The organism is Streptomyces sp. NPDC051173, from assembly GCF_040689515.1.
GTDB lineage: Bacteria > Actinomycetota > Actinomycetes > Streptomycetales > Streptomycetaceae > Streptomyces.
In genome coordinates this window covers 26,184-41,941 of record NZ_JBFBBD010000044.1, presented here as the reverse complement: position 1 = coordinate 41,941, position 15,758 = coordinate 26,184, and the positions used below count along the sequence as shown (strand labels likewise).

Genomic DNA, 15,758 nt, shown 5'->3' with positions numbered 1-15,758 from the left:
AGCCTGAGTAGCATGCTCACATATCACCAGGTCATAACCACCGACCTCTCCCTGCTGACCACTGCGGCGGCTAAGTGGGAAGCGGCCGCCAAGGACTTCGAGGCCGTCCAGAGGACGTACGACAGCCAGGTACGCAATGTAGCCGCCGACGGTTCATGGACGGGCACGGCCGCCACCACCTTCCTCCAGACGACCAAGACGCAAACGTACAACCAGTACACGGCGGCAGCAACGGAGGCCCGAGCGGTCGCTTCGTTGCTGCGGGATGCGCATGCCCAGTTCACGGAGCTGAGAAAGAAGCTCGAGAACGAAGTCAAAGAGGCCGAAAAGGCCGGGATGAAGGTCAGCGAGAACGGCATCGCGACCTTCGACTTCGCCAAGGCGGACAAGGCTCTGGCAAATGCGGCACGCCACGACCCGGACCTGCACACCACCGAAGCCACCTACAGCACCCATATAGCCAACGCCGTCCAGGCGGTCGACGACGCCGACCAGGGAGTGAAGCTCGCCCTCCAGGCAGCGGTCCAGGACACGGACTTGTTCGACGGCTTCGCGAACGGCTTCAACGCGAAAGCCGAAGGCGACATCGAGAAGGTCGAGGCCAAGGAGGCAGCGGAGCTCGCCATGAAGCTCGACTCCACGGGCCATCTCGACACAAAACAACTGGCCGAGATGGAGCGGCTGTTCCGCGACAACAGCAGGAACAAGGAGTTCAGCCAGGCCTTCCTCACAGGTCTTGGAGCGGAGAACGCCCTCAAGTTCACGAACAAGCTCAATGATCTTTCCTATTTCGACGACAAGAAGCGCAAGGACGAATATCTGAGCTTGGAGAAGGGCCTGGCCACTACCCTGGCCACGGCGACACGAACTCCCGACTTCAAAGGCCCGGATGGCAAATCGGTCAAGTACGGCTCGGCCGCCTACGCGAAGTCGTACCAGGAGTGGATGAAGACACCCGACGCAAACTTCTACAACAGCTGGCGCGACGGCCTGAAGAAGGCAGGGGTCGAGAAGTACGCACTGAAGGCCGCCACCGAAAAAACCGACATCATCGGCATGGATCACGACCAGAAGATCCGTGGGTACCAGAGCCTGATTACACTCATGCAGCAGGGCAGCAACTACTCTCCACAATTCTTGACCGATGTCACCGACGACATGGTGGCAGTCGAGAAGAAGGACAAGAACATCTGGGACCTCTATGGTCAATTCGAGGGTAAGCAAGACGGCTGGTTTGCCAACGATCCAGTCGACGCGGCACTCGGCATCATGAGTCACGACCCCAGTACGACTACCGCCTATCTGGACCCTGGTGCAGGAGGCGAGGACGCCCGGCACCGGAACAACGACAGGCTCAACTACTTTCTCCACGACCGGGACTGGAAGATCGTCGACACGACTACGTGGAACGGGAACGTCGAGCATCGTGCTGGCGATGTCGAGGACAAGGACAGCCGAGTGGGCCTCGGTGCGGCCCTGGAAGCTGCTTCCACCGGCCGCGAGCCGGGCAGCCCTCTCGGAAAGCCCGGCCCGCACACCGATGGGCAGGCACGCGTCATGCAGGACACCATCAGCGTCCTCGACATCGACAAGGGTGGTCAGAAGATTCACGAGAATCTGCGACAACCTCTCGGGCACGCCATGGCTGACTACGTCGCGGATACCCACGAGATTTCCAAAGGACGGCTTGGGGAGTACGGCCGCGCCGCAGGAAAGGAAGACATATGGTCCGATGGCGGCCGCGCCCACATCACCGTCCCTCAGGACAGCCTCATTCGCGTCATGCGCGGTATTTCCGAGAATGATGCAGTCTACGCTCAGCTCTACGAAGCGGAGCGATTCTATGGAGCAGAAGTTCTCACCAAGGCAGCCCACGACCCGGGTGAGGGGCGCGAGAACTGGTCCGTTCCGATTCAGGATACGGCGGGCGCCCTGGGAGCCCTCAACGCGATCGGCGCCGACAAGTACTTGGATCAGCGAGATGACAGAGCCCAATGGGCCAACGACATGTCAAAACATGCCTACCATGTGGGAGGAACGCCCATAACCTTTATTCCCGTAGTGGGCGATGAAGCGCAGCGAGTGGTGGACGAGGCCACGTATTCCTGGGCCAAGGACGTGATCTCTGAAGCGGATTCTGTAGCCCAAAATAAATTGGACAAGAATAGGGCTTCAGGTATCGACGGAACCAATGAGCTTATCGACTCATGGGCCGACGGGCGGAAGATACCTGCCAAGATTTTGGTCAACGGTGAGCTTCAAGAAAACCCGGCCCTGGCCAACCTCAAGATGGTTGCTGGTCATGAATCTGCTGTGCGGCGCAACATCGCACTCGACGCTCTCGGTAGGCACTGACCGACGATGCTCACCTCGACCAAGCAGGGGCTCCGGAGGGCAGCACTCCCCATTGTTGTCTGTATCAGCATTCTGGCTGGGGCACATATCGCGTTCAACACCAATGTCTTCGGACCGAGTCGACTCTGCGACAACCTGGTCTCTGCTCACGACGTACAGAAAGCAGTGGGGCACCCAGGGCGCCTCTCCGACCATCATTCCACGAGCACCCAAAAAGATGGCCAGGAGTTCGCTTGCTCAGTGCAAGTCGAGGCCTTACTTCCCGGCTGGAAGGACGTAACGCTCGGCATATCCATTGAATATACCTCTAAGCCGGATTTCCCGTTCTCCACGCCCAACTGGAGCAACACGCCGTCCGACATGGCCTACTTCAACGGCGGAGGCGCTTCCGACACAAACGGCTGGGTTCTTCTGCCGGATAAATGCTGGAAGAACACGGATGATACGTCGAGGTCGACCACACGTAAAATCGCCAGAGTCAGCATTACAAGTGGACACGGGGATCGCCAGGGAATCGCTCGGCTATTGGCCACAGCCGCTAATTCGGCAGCCGGAAAAGCGGGCTGTGCTTCTTACGAAGTTCCTGCACCTGCCGACCTTCAACTTCCTGCGCAGGCTCGACAAAGCGACTCACAAGCAACTTGCTCATTGCCTGGCTTCAAGATGCCGAAGGCAGTCTCATCCGCCGCCCCTCACCCCTGGGAAATTTCCACGAACGATATCAAGTCCACATGGGTCTGCAACCTGAGCCAAGAAAAAGAGGACACCCCGTTCTTCAGCTTTGCCATATCCCAGGACCCCGCGCTCGTGTCGAGTCTCGCGCAGGCAATGGGCAGCGAGAAGCCTATCGGGACGGGCTGGAAAGTTCGCGGCCAGATCGGTGGAGCAATAGTCACTTGCGGCAGCAAGGACACATTCCTCGGAATGAACACCTACGCCGGCGGCTGGACCTCCGACGAACGTGACAAGCTCTTGCCGGATGAAAGTGCGCTCTTCGCATCATTCGTCAAGGCGGCCGGCAGCAAACTTGGATGCGGTGGCATGGCGCCATGAAATGGGCGCATTCAGTGAAGACCGAAGGGTGTGGGTGCTCAGCCCAAGGTGAGTACGAATCACCGCCCCCAGCTTGAAAGGATTGTTCTGATGCCCAGGTCCGCATTCGCTCGATCGGTGATAGCCACGGCGGTGCTCGGTATGGCCTTTGCAGACGGCATCGGGCACAGCCGGCGTGCCACCGGTGAGGTGAGTTGATGTTTCGGAAGAATCCGGAGCGGCTCGCCTTCCGTCGAGTGAGACTCACCGCCGTGATCGCGGCACTGTGCCTACTCGGTGGCGCTGCCTTGGCAGTATTCATCTGGGATCACACAAGCCAGACGGTCGGCCGGAAATTTTTCTGCGGAAACCTGCTGTCCAGAGAAGACGTGACGTCCGCGGGGATAGACCTCTCTGATTACTCATTGACCGAGCAGTCGTCACCGGACGACTTCAAGATTCAGCAGCTCTGCAAGATCTACTCCCCTGCCCGGGCCACTACCGTGCCCGCATTCTCATTGAAGTACGAAGAAGCAGGTCAGACCTGGCCCTACGGGGCAAACAGCTATTATGATCCGCTGCAGTACACCTCGCAGTTCCCGCTGGGGAACGGGATCAACGGCTGGGTGGGAAACGGATGGGCCTCCGTGCGGCTCCCGGATTCTTGTACACCCAAAACCAGGATCAAGAACGGCCCCCTAGAGGTCACTGTCAACTTTGGGGGTGATCAGGCGAAGAGGTGGAGCAACGAAGAGACGCGCAAAAGAATGAGTACGGTGCTCATGAAGAGCGCGATCGGCGTGACGAGATCACTCGGCTGCTCCACCAAGGATTTCACGGCCCCGAACATTCCACCCGAGCCACACCAGGGGAAGGCATCCCGAACGAGCACCTGCGAGCTCCCGGGCTTCTCGCCGTTCCGGGAGGATGCTCAGGTCCAGAACTTCCCTGAAGTCACCTCGGGCGACGACTATCGAGTATGGAGCTGCGCCCTGCGGCCGGACAATGACACTCCGGGCGCATTCACCGCTTTCAGCATCACCAAGAATGACCAGTTGATCAACGATTACGAGAAACGTAATCCAGCCAGCCATCCTGCTTCCACTCCGGGGCAGGGCCTTGGAAGCATCGCAGATCAGAGTCCCATTCTGCTGACGGAATGCAGCGGCAGCAAGACGCTCTTCCGCATGATGACATACACCTCCAAGCAGTATCCGGACAATTACCGACTCGCAGCGAAGAGCCTCCTGCCGGACAAGGAGATGTTCGAGCAATTCGTCCTGGCTGCGACGAAGAAGATGGGATGCGCGAGCTCGTAGGAAGCAGACACGACTGCGGGATCGGCGACGTTAACAGGGTGCAGTGGTTGCGCATCCACTCGCCTTCCCATGCCCTTCCATAAACGGTCACACACCGAATGCCCTCCGAAGGATCGCTCGTGTTCAAGACAACCCTCCCTCGATCAGCGGTTCTCCTGGCCGTGTTCAGCGTGGCCGTGACTGCCTGCGGCAGTGACTCAGCGTCGAAGGATGCGGCCGCCGACGCTCCCCCTGCCCCGGCACAAATGCCGGCGCCCGACACCGGTATCGACAGGGACGCATTGAAGATTCGGAGCACAAACCTGCTGATGCGGAACACCTCGTTTCATGCTTCGGGGACCACGACCGCTCTTGGGGGCGGCAGCCAGGAGATGTGGTCGGACCCTGAGCAGGGGCTGCGGCTGAAGGCCACGTCGAGCGAGACGGGGCAGATCGGCGAGATGTTCTGCAAGGAAGGCACGACCTACACGAGCGCGCCCCTTCTGGCAGACGGCCTGCGGCAGTCCGGGCAGAACATCACGCTTCCGCCCGCCCTCGCCGATGTCTATGTGCTGGGAACCCCGGGGCAGCAGGGGTGCAGCAGCTTCTACGGGATCGCCGAGACGGCCAAGCCAGACCCCACCCAGGACCGCCCGGTCAACGGCACCAAGACCTATGCGGTCGTCGCCGCCTCCGGTTCGACAAGTGACGTCTATCAAATAGCGACAGAGGAAAAGTCCTACCTGCTCCAGCTGCGGTCCACCCGTGACGGCCGGACGAGCACCACGACGTACGACTCGTTCGGCGACAAGTTCAGCATCACCATGCCGTCCGACGACAAGACGATGTCGATGAACGAGTTCCGCCGCCGCGTCACAGGCAAGTGATGCCCCCGCCTGATGGCCGACGTACGACATTTGTCATGTGGAAACCAGGAGAGAGTGCACTGGTCCGGCCGACGAGCCGGGCGGATACTTCTGGACATGACGATCGCTGAACGCGCAGGTCTGCGGCGGTTCCCCGTGGTGACGGCGGTGGTGTTCGTTGCTACCGCGGCGGTGAATCTCCTGCAATTCGCCGTCCACGGCGTGCTCGCGCACCTTGAGCGGACTCCCGCCGGGTTGCACGGGGACTGGTGGCGCTCGGTCACGTCCCTGTTCGTCCAGGACGGCGGGGTGGCCGGGACCGTGTCCAACCTGCTCTTCCTGCTGCTGATAGGAACGGTCGCGGAGCAGGTGCTCTCCCCGTCCCGTTGGCTGTCGCAGTACTTCGGGGTGGGAGTCGTCTGCGAGTTCGTCGGCTATGCCTGGCAGCCCACCGGCGGCGGCAACTCCATAGCGGTCTGCGGGCTGGCCGGCGCCGCCGGGCTGGCGCTGTGGCGCGACGACGCCCGGTTGCCCGACTGGGCCGCGCCGGTGCTGCTGCTCTGGTGCGGCGCCATGGTCGGCACACTCTGGTCAGGCGCCGCCGTCCCGGCGATGGTCGCCAGCGTCGCCGCATCAGCGCTGATACGCGTCGGCAAGGAGCGGGGCATAGCCGTCCACCGGCCGACAGCACTCGCCGTCCCGATCGTCGGCATCGTGTTGGCAGGCGCCCAGAACATCCACGGTGCGGCGCTGCTGCTGGGGAGCGCGCTGGCCGTGCTGCCGACCGCTGCCGCGCCCTCTAAACGAGGTGGTCGAGTTCGCCTCGCTTGGCGGCTTCGATGAAGTTGCGGAGCCCTTCGCGGGTGGTGGCGATCAGTTCGTCAGGGCGTGTTGTTTCGCGGAGTATGGGGGTGCCGGTGGGGGTGTGACCGATTTGCAGACAGGCGTTTCCGCCATTGGCGCAGAGCGGTTCCTGCCAACGGATTTCAGACATGACGATTCCCTCACAGTTGCTGAACGATCTCCTGGATGAACTCGCGTGACTCCTTCTCACTGAGCACGCGGGGCTCCATCATGTCGAACAGCAATCGGTAGTTGGCAAGCTGCGTCTCGGAATCGATGAAGACCGATCCGTGGGCAGTGTCCAACTGAACAGTGTCGAGTTGAGGAACCGGTCCACAGGCGTAGAGGATCGTCTGACCAGCTCCAGGGAAAGCCCCGGCTGCGAAGGGAATCACTCTGATGCTGACCCGCTCGCGCTCGCTCGCCTCCAGCAGATGGTTCAACTGGGCGCGTGTGACGGCACGGCCACCGAACTGCATGCGCAGCGCACTCTCGTGGACGATGGCTTCATAAGCAGGTGGGTCATCTCGATCCAGCACTCGACGGCGTTCCAACCGGTGCGCCACACGGAGCTCGATCTCCTCAGCCGGCATCGCCGGGATCACCAGGTCGAAGACAGCTCGCGCATGATCTGCGGTCTGAAGGAGACCGGGGATATGGGATGTCAATGCGTTGCGGATCTTAGCGGCGTGCCACTCAAGCTCGGCGATGTCCAGAAAGAAGTCGGGAAGAGAAGCCCTGTACGCCTCCCACCACCCTTTGGTGCGATCCTGCGCGATCGCCGCCAGTGCCTCCACCAAGCCGACATCGGTGCAACGGTAGTTGGAGGCAAGCATGCGGATGCGGGCGGGACTGATCCCGAAGCGTCCGGCCTCCGTGTTGGAGATGCGAGTGCGGTCGACCCCGAGCACCGCTGCCGCGTCCAGGGCCGACATGTCAGCCTGCTCCCGCAAGTGGCGTAGCGCGGCCCCCAACCGACGTTGCCGGATCGTCGGATTGCTTCTCGGCGGCATGTATGTGGCTCCCCTCTCGAACCGGCGCCCAGTCTGCCTGCCGGTAGCGGCGAGTTCCAGTGATCACCCCGTAGCACAGGGATTCCCGAGAGCGAGTAGCACAGGGCTTCCCGACTGCGCTACCGTCAGTGTTGTCCAGCTCACACGCCGTGGAGCCGGAAGTGCACCGCGCGAGCATGCCCACCTTCCCTGGAGTGGGCGCGCTCGCGCCCAGGGAGGCAGGCCACCGGCGCCGGTACCACGTGCGGCTCCATCACATCACCCCTGCATCTGGAGTGACCGCGCATGAACTTCGCACCCTGTATGCCCGATTCAGCGGCCGTGTCCGTGAACGCCGACCCCGTCCCCAGCAACCTCGACTACTCCTTCGGTCTCCCCGATGGCCCGTACTGCGTCAGTACGGCCCGTAAGACCGTGGAGCGGCTCCTGCTCGAGCACCACCTGGCCGACATGGCCGAGCTCGGCGTGCTCGCGGCCTCCGAACTCCTCGCCAACGCCTACCTGTTCACCCCTGGGAAGGCGACCAGCCTGTCCGTCCGGTGGCGGTTCGGCGTGCTGCGGCTCACTGTGTTCGACGAGCATCCTCGGCACCCGAAAGCCGCGCGGGAAGCCTGCCGGGCGCGGCGGCGGGCCGCGCTTTCCACCCTGGACGCGGCGCTGGCCGCGAGCGACAGTCTGTGCTGCGGACTGGGCGAGGTCGGCGGGCCGCTGGCCGGGAGCAAGATGTGGGTGGCGTTCTCGCGGGACGCGGCGCGGAACTACGACCGGCTGTGATCGGTGATCCAGGGATAACACGGCGCCCCCGGGAGTACGCTGCTCATGGTGAATCCCGCGGCGCCAACTCACTTGTGCGCGCCGCGATATGGCGGCGTTCTCGCACCCTGAAAGGCGGCCTCTGCGTCATGGACCCACACGAGAAGGACGAGCTCTACGCGATGGACATCTCCGGCGTGGAGTGGCTGAGCGCGCCGGACGCCACGACCGAGGTGCGCGTCGAGATCGCGTATCTCCCGGGTGGTGCGGTGGCGATGCGGTCGTCCGCCGATCCGGACACCGTGCTGCGCTATACGGAGAGCGAGTGGCGGGCGTTCGTACTGGGCGCGCGGGACGGCGAGTTCGACCTGACGTGAACGTACGGGGTGGGGCGGGGCCATTTGCCGCCCGCCCCACCCCCGCCGGCCATCAGTAGCTGATGTCGAACAGCTGGGAAGCCTTGCGGTCCGTGTGCTGGTAGTCCATGCTGCCCTGCTTGATCTTGGCAGCGATCTCGGTGAGGATCGAGTGGATGTGCGTACCGCGCGCGTCGAACTGCGCCTTCGCCTGGAGCATCTTCTGGTGGGCCTCGCCCTGCCAGCCCTCGGTGACCGCGTTGACCGCGGCCCAGATGTCCTTCAGCTGCTGGTCGACGACGCCGGCCGCCTTGCTGATGTCATCGGCGGTCTTCTCGACCGAGCTGTAATGAACCTTGAGGTCGTCATTCGCCCCGGACATGTACCCCCCTCGTGGTGGTGGTTGTTGCTTCGGAAGTGCTTCTAGTAACTGCTGATCTTGCTTTCGAGACCGGCGCTGACACCGGCGCCCGACCCCATGGAGCCGAGGTGCCCGCCCGGGGCCGCACCATTGACGTCGATCTTGTTGAAGGTCGCCATGATGTCGGCGTCGTTGGCGTGGCTGGACTTACGGGTGAGGCTCACGGCGTCGTGAATGCCGTCGATCAGGCGGCGCAGGGCGTCGTGGTCGTCGTTGAGCGCCAACTGTGCCGTGCGGAACGCCTGGGCACCGGCGCCCGTCCACGCCGCCTCGACGGTGGCGATGGCGTCGGCCAGGGAACGGAGGTTGGCGGAAAGGGCCTCGCTCGTCTCCCTGATCTTGCCTTCGAATTTGATGAATGCGGGATCACTGATCTTCTGAGTGTCCGACATGCTTCGCCTTTCTTGTTGTTAGGGCTGGCTGTTACGGCGGCGTACGACCACGAAGCCGACGGCCGCGGCGAGTATCACTGCGGCGCCCGCGCCGAGGGCGACCCAGGTGACGGTGCCGACGCCTTTGTCCGAACCGGCCTCCGCGACGATGGGCTTGCCGGCTGCGGACGAGTTCGAATCGGAGAGCGACGGCTTGGGAGCGTTGGCCGCGAGGAGGGGGTTGACGTCGGCAGGGCCGGGGTCGCCTTCGCCGTCCACGAGGACCTTACGGGGGCGGACACTGCCGTAGCCGAGGTATTTGCTGGGCATCTTGGCACCGGCGGGTTTCCCGGCGGTCTCCATCATCACGCGGAGGACTTGGTTGTTGGTCCAGTCGGGGTGCTTGGCCCAGATGAGGGCTGCCGAGGCGGAGGCGATGGCGGTGGCTTGGCTGGTGCCGCCGCCGATGCAATAGCCCGGGCCTTTTTCGCAATGCGCAACGATTTCGTCACCGAAGGCAACGAGCCCGACTTGGTTTCCATAGGTAGAGAACTTGGCGATTTTACCTTGACGGCCGATTGCCCCTACGCCAACAACGCCCGGAAGGGAGCCAGGGATGTCTGGCTCATTCCCCTTATCTCCACTATTTCCTGTACTCGCGAAAACCAAACTCCCTTTATCAAGAGCATATTTGACGGCGGATGCGGCTTGAGGGTAGTCGGAATTTCTCCCTGGGCTTCCCATCGAGATGTTGATCACCTTGGCATTGTGATCAACGGCGTATCGAATTGCTCTGCTCAGCAACGGGTCGACGGCGTCGGCTCCGATGTCGAGCACAGCCTTGATGGGAAGCACCTTGGCCCCGGGAGCCATTCCTTGAATTCCCCCGTCCGCTCCCGTACCGGCGATCAGGGTAGCCATGTTTGTCCCATGACGTTCGCGATCAACATTGGCGCCCGTGGGCCTGTTGGAAGTATCCACGCCTGCCAGCACCTGCCCACGCAGTTCCGGGAGCGAATCGTCCACGCCGGTGTCGATCACGGCAACCGTGACGCCCTCTCCTCTACTCACCTTCCACATCTGTTGCGCCTGCATATCGTCCAGGAACCACTGCTTCGAATGCTCATCTTGCGCCGCTGAGGGAGTCACGAGAGACATGAGCATCGCCCCGAGCAACGCCGAGGTCAGCAAGACTCGCTGAACCGGAAATGGCATGAGGCAGTGACCCCTTCTTGTAATCTCGCGAGCTATTCGATGACTGGAGGCACGACGTTACCGCGGCCTCTCGTCCAGGTCTCTTCGTCCTCTACCAGGTAGTCGGGCCTACTGGAGCGACGACGACTACTACCAGAAGAGTTGGCTCCCGAGTGCGGCATCACGCCCGGCGGCTGGCTTCCTCGTACGAGGCCTGAGCCACCCGGCGTGAACTCGGAGCGTCCTTCGCGCGGTGTACGCAGGCCACCAGCGGTACCGCCCGGCTCTGTGGCCAGCCTCCGGCCTGCGTAGCCATTCCTCGGGCCAGGAGTGCCGCCTCCAGCGGGATGGCCGCCCATGCCCGTCGGGCCTCCTGCCCGAGGGGTTGGGCCCCCTGTGGCACCTCGTGGTCCTGTCGCTGTACCGGCTTGAGGTCCCAACGTCGTCCGCTCTTCGCCCACGACCGTCCCTCGAGGCAACCGCGGGACGGCTGTCTGGCTACCTGAACGGGCAGGCGTGCCACCGATGATCCCGTCCTTCCCTCCGGCACGAGGGATGCTTCCGGGCTGGGGCAAGCTCACTCTTTCGGGACGCCCAACAGCTGGTCCGCGCGGTGCGTCGATCCCGCGTTGCGACCCGGACGGCATGACAGGCGCCAATGGTCCTGGCAGGACAGGCCCTCTTACGTCTGGGCCGTCGATCGAAGGATGCGGAAGGACATACCTGGTGGTGCTGTCCGGAGACTGCGGGAGTGCCACAGAGTCAATTGCCGTATGCGTGGGTTGATTGACCATCCCTGCACCGGCATACCCAGGCGGATTGCTCCCAAGGCGATGCTGCTGCGAGGGCTGCACTGATCCACCCAAGCCAACGTTCATCGGCAACGATGCACCATGGGCACTGCCACTACTGCCGGTTGCACTTCCCGTTGACCCTGAAGCCGGATCCGGTCGCTCAAAATCATCTCGTTGCCAGAAGAGAGGCAACACCGGAAACCGCGGCGCCTCCAACCCCGCCACATCCGTATGCACCGTCCGGTAATAGGAGTCCAACCGCTCCATCGCCTTGATGGCTTCCTGGCGGTTGGACTCCGCCCCGTCCAGCCGTGCCTTCTCCTTCGCCGCGTCCGTGTAGCACGGTTCCACCGCCGGCATCGACGATTTCGCGTCGCTCAGGCTCTGGCCCGCGAAGCCGATGTTGATGCCGACCTTCAGCGTGAAGTCGGCGAGTTTGAGCGTCTGTTTGGCCAGTTCCGCGCCCCAGTTGCGGAATGCCTCGCCGCCCTCGCCCTCCCACTTCACGCGCTCGACGTGTGCCTGGAGTTCGCCGCCGAGGTCGTTGATGTCGGTGAACGCCTTCAGCAGCGCGTCCGCGGCGTCGTTGATCTGCTTCGGCTGACCGCCCGCCACCATGGCGTAGAGCTGTTCGTGCGTGGCGTCGTCGAATTTTCCCTTGCCCATCCGCCTGCCGCCCCCTTACGCGGTCTCGGACCCGAGGTCGGAGGCGCCGCTGCGCTCCGGCTTGGGCTCGTGTCCGCCCTTCGCCGGGGCGGGCTTTCCAGCCGTCGGGTCGTGGTAGTTTTTGCGCACGCGCTCTTCGATCGCGCGCAGCCGGGCGGCCTGTTCGGCGTCCATGCCGTCGTATCCGCGCTCGGCGACCACGGCGGCGATCCCCATCGCCTCGACCTGGTCGCCCAGGGTCTGGGACAGCTTCTGCAGCTGGTCGTGGACCTGGTCGTAGAGCTTGGTGAGGTCGTCGGCGGAGTCGAATCCGGTGCCGTAGGCGCCCTTCGCGATCGTCTGATGGGCGATGGCCTTCTGCGAGGCGGGCGACTTCTCCAGCTCGGACACGATGGTGTCGATCCGGCCCTTGAACTTCGCCAGCGTCTCGGCTTCCTTCACCAGATTGCCGTTGCCGAACGGCCTCTGGTCCTGATCGCCCGAACCCTGTTGCTGCACTCTGCCTGCCCCTCCCCTGTGGCATCCAGCGCGACACTACGCCACTTCAGCCACTCCCCGCATGAGTTACATGGTGTCGCCCGGTATCCCCTTGACGCCTGAGTACGCGTACTCATTCAGGCCGCCCGACGCCTCCTCAGGTCCCGTAGCACCATCGCCACCCCCGCGATCGCCGCCACCAGCAGAGCCGTGCCGCCGAGGCCGTACGTGGCGAGGCGTTCCTGGCGCTGGGACGGGGATTCGCCTGTGGCCAGGGGGGCCGGGTTGGGGGGCTTGGCGTGGCGGGTGGTGGGCTGGGTCGCGGTGACGCGGTCGAGGGGGTGGGCGTCGTCGGTCAGGGCGCGGACCGGGTCGACCACGCCCCAGCCGACGTAGCGGTCATGGCCGTTCGTGGCGCGTTCCGCGGTCTGCTCGATCTGGGCGACGACCTGGTGCTGTTTCCAGTCGGGGTGTTTGGCGCGGATGAGGGCGGCGACGCCGGCCACATAAGGGGCGGAGAAACTCGTGCCGTTGTCGACGCACTGGCCGCCGAGCGGGACGGTGGAGACCATTTCCACGCCGGGGGCCGCGACGCCCACGAATTCGCCGGGCTGGGAGAAGGCGGCGCGCTCGTTGTTGCGGTCGGAGGCGGCCACGGCGAGGACGCCCTTGTAGGCGGCCGGGTAGGTTTCCTTGACGCTGCCGTCGAGGCCGTCGTTGCCCGCGGAGGCGACCACGACGACGTCCTTGGCGAGGGCGTCCTTCACCGCGAGTTCCAGGTCGGAGTCGGGTTTGAGCGCCTTCGCGGTGTCCTGGGAGATGTTGATGACCTGGGCCCCGGCGGCGACGGCCAGGTTGATGCCCTGGGCGAGGGTCTGGGAGTCGCCGGTGCCCTTTTCGTCGTTCTGCCGGATCGGGATGATGACCGACTCCGGCGCGAGGCCGACGAAGCCGCTCGCGGCGGACGGGCGGGCAGCGATGATGCCGGCGACCTTCGTGCCGTGGCCGACGAGGTCGAGCGTGGGGTCGGGCTGGACGGCCGGCTTCTCGGGTTCGGGTTTGGGCGTGGGCTTCTCCGACGGCTTCGGGGTCGCCGAGGCCGAAGCCGAAGGGGAGGGCTTGGGGGCCGGCGTGGCCTTGGCCTGCTCCGAAGGCTTCGGTGTGCTCTTCGGGGCGGGTTTCGGGGCGGGCTTGGGCTCCTTCTTCTCCTGGTCCTTCGCGGGGGCGTCACGGCGGTCCTCGGTGGCCTCGCGCACCCCCACCCCGTCCGCGGCCGCCGCCTGCTTGCCGGTCAGCAGATCCGCTCCGCTCTTGGCGTCGACGGCGTCCTTGAGCTGGGGGTTGTGGGTGTCGACCCCGGTGTCGATGACGGCCACGCGCACCGGCTTGCCGTCGCTGTCCTTGCCCTTGGTGTCCTGCCAGAGCTGGTCGAGGAGGACGCGCTGGAGCGACCAGGGGGTGCCCTTGATGGGCTTCGCGGGATAGGTGCATTCGCCGCTGCCGTCCAGGGCGACGGGAAGCGGGGCGGAGGCCGCCGACGCTCCCGTCACGGGAGTCATGAGCGCGGCGGCCGCCAGCGCCGTGGTGATGCGTCTCATTCCGCTCCTCACGATCCCTGCGGCTGCAGGGCGCTGTTGGCGTCCAGACGCGGGCCGGTGGGGAGGAATTGCGACCAGTTGGCGGGTACGGCCATGGGGTTCACGTTCTGGTAGCCGAGCCGGGCGCGGGCCGTTCCTGATTCGGGCGCCGCCGACGACGAGCTCTCGGGGGTGCTCCCGTCCGTGCCCGGGGACGGCGCGGGGTTCTCGCCGATCTTCGACTTCCCGGTGGCGCTGTCGCCGTTGGACTGCACCGCGTAGCGCAATCCCGTGTCGGTGACGAGGAAGATGGAGCCGCTGGTGGTCTGATGGCCGGTCACCTGGCGGTAGAGCAGTCCGGAGCCGGGGGTGACGTAGGCGCTCGTCGCCCCGTCGGGAATCGTCGCCGGGTATTCCGTGCCCGCCCAGGCGGCGAGGTCCGGGGTGCCCGCGGCCGAGAGGCCGCCGAAGACGCTGCACACCGTCGTCCTGGCGCCGCCCCCCGCGGGCGCCTCCTGCGCGTTGGCCTGCTGGGGTACGCGCGAGGGCCAGTGGTACTTCCCGTAGAACTCCTCGTCGTCCGGGGTGAAGGTGGCGGCGCTGACGTGCTGGGGCGTGCCCGCCTGGCCGAGCGACGTGAGCAGCTTGCTGTTGAGGAGCAGCTTGGCGACGAATTCGGAGACGCGCTGGACCTTGCCCTGGAGCACGACGTAGTGCTGGGTGCCCGTGCCGGTGGGGGCTTCGAGGACCGTACCGACACGGTTGGCCGTTCCGGGCAGGGTGCCGACGCCGGCGTTCGCGCCGATGTCACCGCGGATCTCGGGGAAGACGATGGGGGCGCCGTCGTTGAACGTGCCGAGCCAGTCCTTGGTGACGCGCTGCGGGCGGGCGCCGTCCTGGAAGAGGGAGCGCAGCAGCAGGTTGTGGTCCGGGGTGCCGGCGAGGGTCTTCCACTCCGGGCCGCCGAGCAGGTATTTGGTGCCCTGCGGATCGATGAGGTAGCGGGCGTCGTCGGGGCCCTGTACGTAGAGGGCCTGATTGTCCCGCAGACGGTCCGGCCCGGTGAGCTTCTTGAGTTTCGGGTCGCGGTCGGCGAAGAGGAAGACGGCCTTCTGCGTGGTGTTGCCGTTCGTGCCGCCGGGCTGTTCGCAGACGGCCCACTGCTTCTTCCGGCCGGCTTCGGCGGCGCCGGGCATGCGGTCGGGGGCGTAGGGGATGCCGAGGGTCGGGCCGCGCGGGATGTGGCCGTTGTCGAGCTCGGATTCCTTCACCTTGATGACGGTGGATTTGTCGGGGGTGAGGAGCAGTTTGGCGGAGGCGAAGTTGAGGACCGGGTGCAGCTGCTTCTTGTTGTCGGTCTCCAGGACGACATAGCGCGTGGTCGACTCGCTGCCGACGATGACGTGCGCGGCGGTGTCGTCCCAGCCCTTGGGCGCCACCGGCCTGAACAGGCCCCAGGCCCCGAATCCGGCGACGAGCAGCGCCCCGACGACGACGCCGGGCAGGACGGCGCGCAGTGGGCGCGGGGCCCCTTCCTCCGTTCCGCTGGGGGAAGGTTGCAGGAAAGCTGCGACCGTTCGCTTCTTCGCGAAGGTGTACGCGTTGAGCTGATCCCGGCGTGATGCCATGTGTCGCCGCTTCTCCCCAGTGGTCGGCTTCGGTTGACGGGGTGCTGCCGGACCCTGCCGTCGGTCCGGTTGTCGTACCGGCCCCCTACTATGCCGGTAGGGGATCAGCGTGAG

16 protein-coding genes are annotated in these 15,758 nt (G+C 64.6%); 7 read left to right on the top strand and 9 right to left on the bottom strand.

Annotated elements, in window-relative coordinates; translation table 11 throughout:
* Positions 1–12 precede the first annotated feature (12 nt).
* From AB0435_RS22270 to AB0435_RS22250, 5 genes are all read left to right on the top strand, one after another.
* Complete coding sequence (locus AB0435_RS22270) at positions 13–2,355, top strand: hypothetical protein (protein ID WP_366427781.1); 2,343 nt, start codon at positions 13–15, stop codon at positions 2,353–2,355.
* Positions 2,356–2,361: 6 nt separating this feature from the next.
* Positions 2,362–3,408: a hypothetical protein gene (locus tag AB0435_RS22265; RefSeq protein ID WP_366427780.1), complete on the top strand. Its 1,047-nt coding sequence runs from the start codon at positions 2,362–2,364 to the stop codon at positions 3,406–3,408.
* Positions 3,409–3,659: 251 nt separating this feature from the next.
* Complete coding sequence (locus tag AB0435_RS22260) at positions 3,660–4,706, top strand: hypothetical protein (RefSeq protein WP_366427779.1); 1,047 nt, start codon at positions 3,660–3,662, stop codon at positions 4,704–4,706.
* A gap of 308 nt (positions 4,707–5,014) precedes the next feature.
* Complete coding sequence (locus AB0435_RS22255; protein ID WP_366427778.1) at positions 5,015–5,572, top strand: hypothetical protein; 558 nt, start codon at positions 5,015–5,017, stop codon at positions 5,570–5,572.
* 96 nt (positions 5,573–5,668) lie between these two features.
* A complete protein-coding gene (locus AB0435_RS22250) occupies positions 5,669–6,394 on the top strand; it encodes a rhomboid family intramembrane serine protease (protein WP_366427777.1) in 726 nt (241 codons plus the stop codon).
* Here AB0435_RS22250 and AB0435_RS22245 read toward each other — a convergent pair.
* Together AB0435_RS22245 and AB0435_RS22240 are read right to left on the bottom strand one after the other, a co-directional pair.
* On the bottom strand, positions 6,351–6,545 hold the full coding sequence (locus AB0435_RS22245) for a DUF397 domain-containing protein (protein WP_366004986.1): 195 nt from the start codon (positions 6,543–6,545) through the stop codon (positions 6,351–6,353). The two genes, AB0435_RS22250 and AB0435_RS22245, sit on opposite strands and share 44 nt — an antisense overlap.
* Before the next feature lie 10 nt (positions 6,546–6,555).
* Positions 6,556–7,407, bottom strand: a complete 852-nt coding sequence (locus AB0435_RS22240) for a helix-turn-helix transcriptional regulator (protein WP_366004985.1) — start codon at positions 7,405–7,407, stop codon at positions 6,556–6,558.
* A 303-nt stretch (positions 7,408–7,710) separates the two neighbouring features.
* Here AB0435_RS22240 and AB0435_RS22235 point away from each other — a divergent pair, with 303 nt between their 5' ends.
* Positions 7,711–8,181, top strand: a complete 471-nt coding sequence (locus AB0435_RS22235) for an ATP-binding protein (protein WP_366427776.1) — start codon at positions 7,711–7,713, stop codon at positions 8,179–8,181.
* 128 nt (positions 8,182–8,309) lie between these two features.
* Positions 8,310–8,537: a DUF397 domain-containing protein gene (locus tag AB0435_RS22230; protein ID WP_366004983.1), complete on the top strand. Its 228-nt coding sequence runs from the start codon at positions 8,310–8,312 to the stop codon at positions 8,535–8,537.
* Between the two features lie 52 nt (positions 8,538–8,589).
* Here the strand turns inward: AB0435_RS22230 and AB0435_RS22225 are convergent, their stop codons facing one another.
* The 7 genes from AB0435_RS22225 to eccB all read right to left on the bottom strand — a co-directional run bounded on the left by AB0435_RS22225 (position 8,590) and on the right by eccB (position 15,644).
* Positions 8,590–8,898, bottom strand: a complete 309-nt coding sequence (locus AB0435_RS22225; protein WP_366004982.1) for a WXG100 family type VII secretion target — start codon at positions 8,896–8,898, stop codon at positions 8,590–8,592.
* A gap of 41 nt (positions 8,899–8,939) precedes the next feature.
* Positions 8,940–9,329 (bottom strand): hypothetical protein, encoded by a 390-nt coding sequence (locus AB0435_RS22220; RefSeq protein WP_366427775.1) that lies wholly within the window; start codon positions 9,327–9,329, stop codon positions 8,940–8,942.
* Between the two features lie 18 nt (positions 9,330–9,347).
* On the bottom strand, positions 9,348–10,523 hold the full coding sequence (locus AB0435_RS22215) for a S8 family serine peptidase (RefSeq protein WP_366427774.1): 1,176 nt from the start codon (positions 10,521–10,523) through the stop codon (positions 9,348–9,350).
* Between the two features lie 32 nt (positions 10,524–10,555).
* Positions 10,556–11,962, bottom strand: a complete 1,407-nt coding sequence (locus tag AB0435_RS22210) for a hypothetical protein (RefSeq protein WP_366427773.1) — start codon at positions 11,960–11,962, stop codon at positions 10,556–10,558.
* A 15-nt stretch (positions 11,963–11,977) separates the two neighbouring features.
* The gene (locus tag AB0435_RS22205; RefSeq protein WP_366004979.1) at positions 11,978–12,460 is read right to left on the bottom strand and encodes a hypothetical protein; all 483 of its coding nucleotides are present in this window, start codon (positions 12,458–12,460) and stop codon (positions 11,978–11,980) included.
* A gap of 116 nt (positions 12,461–12,576) precedes the next feature.
* Complete coding sequence (mycP, locus tag AB0435_RS22200; protein ID WP_366004994.1) at positions 12,577–13,998, bottom strand: type VII secretion-associated serine protease mycosin; 1,422 nt, start codon at positions 13,996–13,998, stop codon at positions 12,577–12,579.
* A 47-nt stretch (positions 13,999–14,045) separates the two neighbouring features.
* The gene (eccB, locus tag AB0435_RS22195; RefSeq protein WP_366427772.1) at positions 14,046–15,644 is read right to left on the bottom strand and encodes a type VII secretion protein EccB; all 1,599 of its coding nucleotides are present in this window, start codon (positions 15,642–15,644) and stop codon (positions 14,046–14,048) included.
* Positions 15,645–15,758: the final 114 nt, after the last annotated feature.

Excerpts from the sequence above, each read along its gene's own strand:
- AB0435_RS22270 (WP_366427781.1), top strand. The coding sequence starts at position 13 with ATGCTCACATATCACCAGGTCATAACCACCGACCTCTCCCTGCTGACC.
- AB0435_RS22265 (WP_366427780.1), top strand. The coding sequence starts at position 2,362 with ATGCTCACCTCGACCAAGCAGGGGCTCCGGAGGGCAGCACTCCCCATT.
- AB0435_RS22255 (WP_366427778.1), top strand. The coding sequence starts at position 5,015 with ATGCGGAACACCTCGTTTCATGCTTCGGGGACCACGACCGCTCTTGGG.
- AB0435_RS22250 (WP_366427777.1), top strand. The coding sequence starts at position 5,669 with ATGACGATCGCTGAACGCGCAGGTCTGCGGCGGTTCCCCGTGGTGACG.
- AB0435_RS22245 (WP_366004986.1), bottom strand. The coding sequence starts at position 6,545 with ATGTCTGAAATCCGTTGGCAGGAACCGCTCTGCGCCAATGGCGGAAAC.
- AB0435_RS22240 (WP_366004985.1), bottom strand. The coding sequence starts at position 7,407 with ATGCCGCCGAGAAGCAATCCGACGATCCGGCAACGTCGGTTGGGGGCC.
- AB0435_RS22235 (WP_366427776.1), top strand. The coding sequence starts at position 7,711 with ATGCCCGATTCAGCGGCCGTGTCCGTGAACGCCGACCCCGTCCCCAGC.
- AB0435_RS22230 (WP_366004983.1), top strand. The coding sequence starts at position 8,310 with ATGGACCCACACGAGAAGGACGAGCTCTACGCGATGGACATCTCCGGC.
- AB0435_RS22225 (WP_366004982.1), bottom strand. The coding sequence starts at position 8,898 with ATGTCCGGGGCGAATGACGACCTCAAGGTTCATTACAGCTCGGTCGAG.
- AB0435_RS22220 (WP_366427775.1), bottom strand. The coding sequence starts at position 9,329 with ATGTCGGACACTCAGAAGATCAGTGATCCCGCATTCATCAAATTCGAA.
- AB0435_RS22215 (WP_366427774.1), bottom strand. The coding sequence starts at position 10,523 with ATGCCATTTCCGGTTCAGCGAGTCTTGCTGACCTCGGCGTTGCTCGGG.
- AB0435_RS22210 (WP_366427773.1), bottom strand. The coding sequence starts at position 11,962 with ATGGGCAAGGGAAAATTCGACGACGCCACGCACGAACAGCTCTACGCC.
- mycP (WP_366004994.1), bottom strand. The coding sequence starts at position 13,998 with ATGACTCCCGTGACGGGAGCGTCGGCGGCCTCCGCCCCGCTTCCCGTC.
- eccB (WP_366427772.1), bottom strand. The coding sequence starts at position 15,644 with ATGGCATCACGCCGGGATCAGCTCAACGCGTACACCTTCGCGAAGAAG.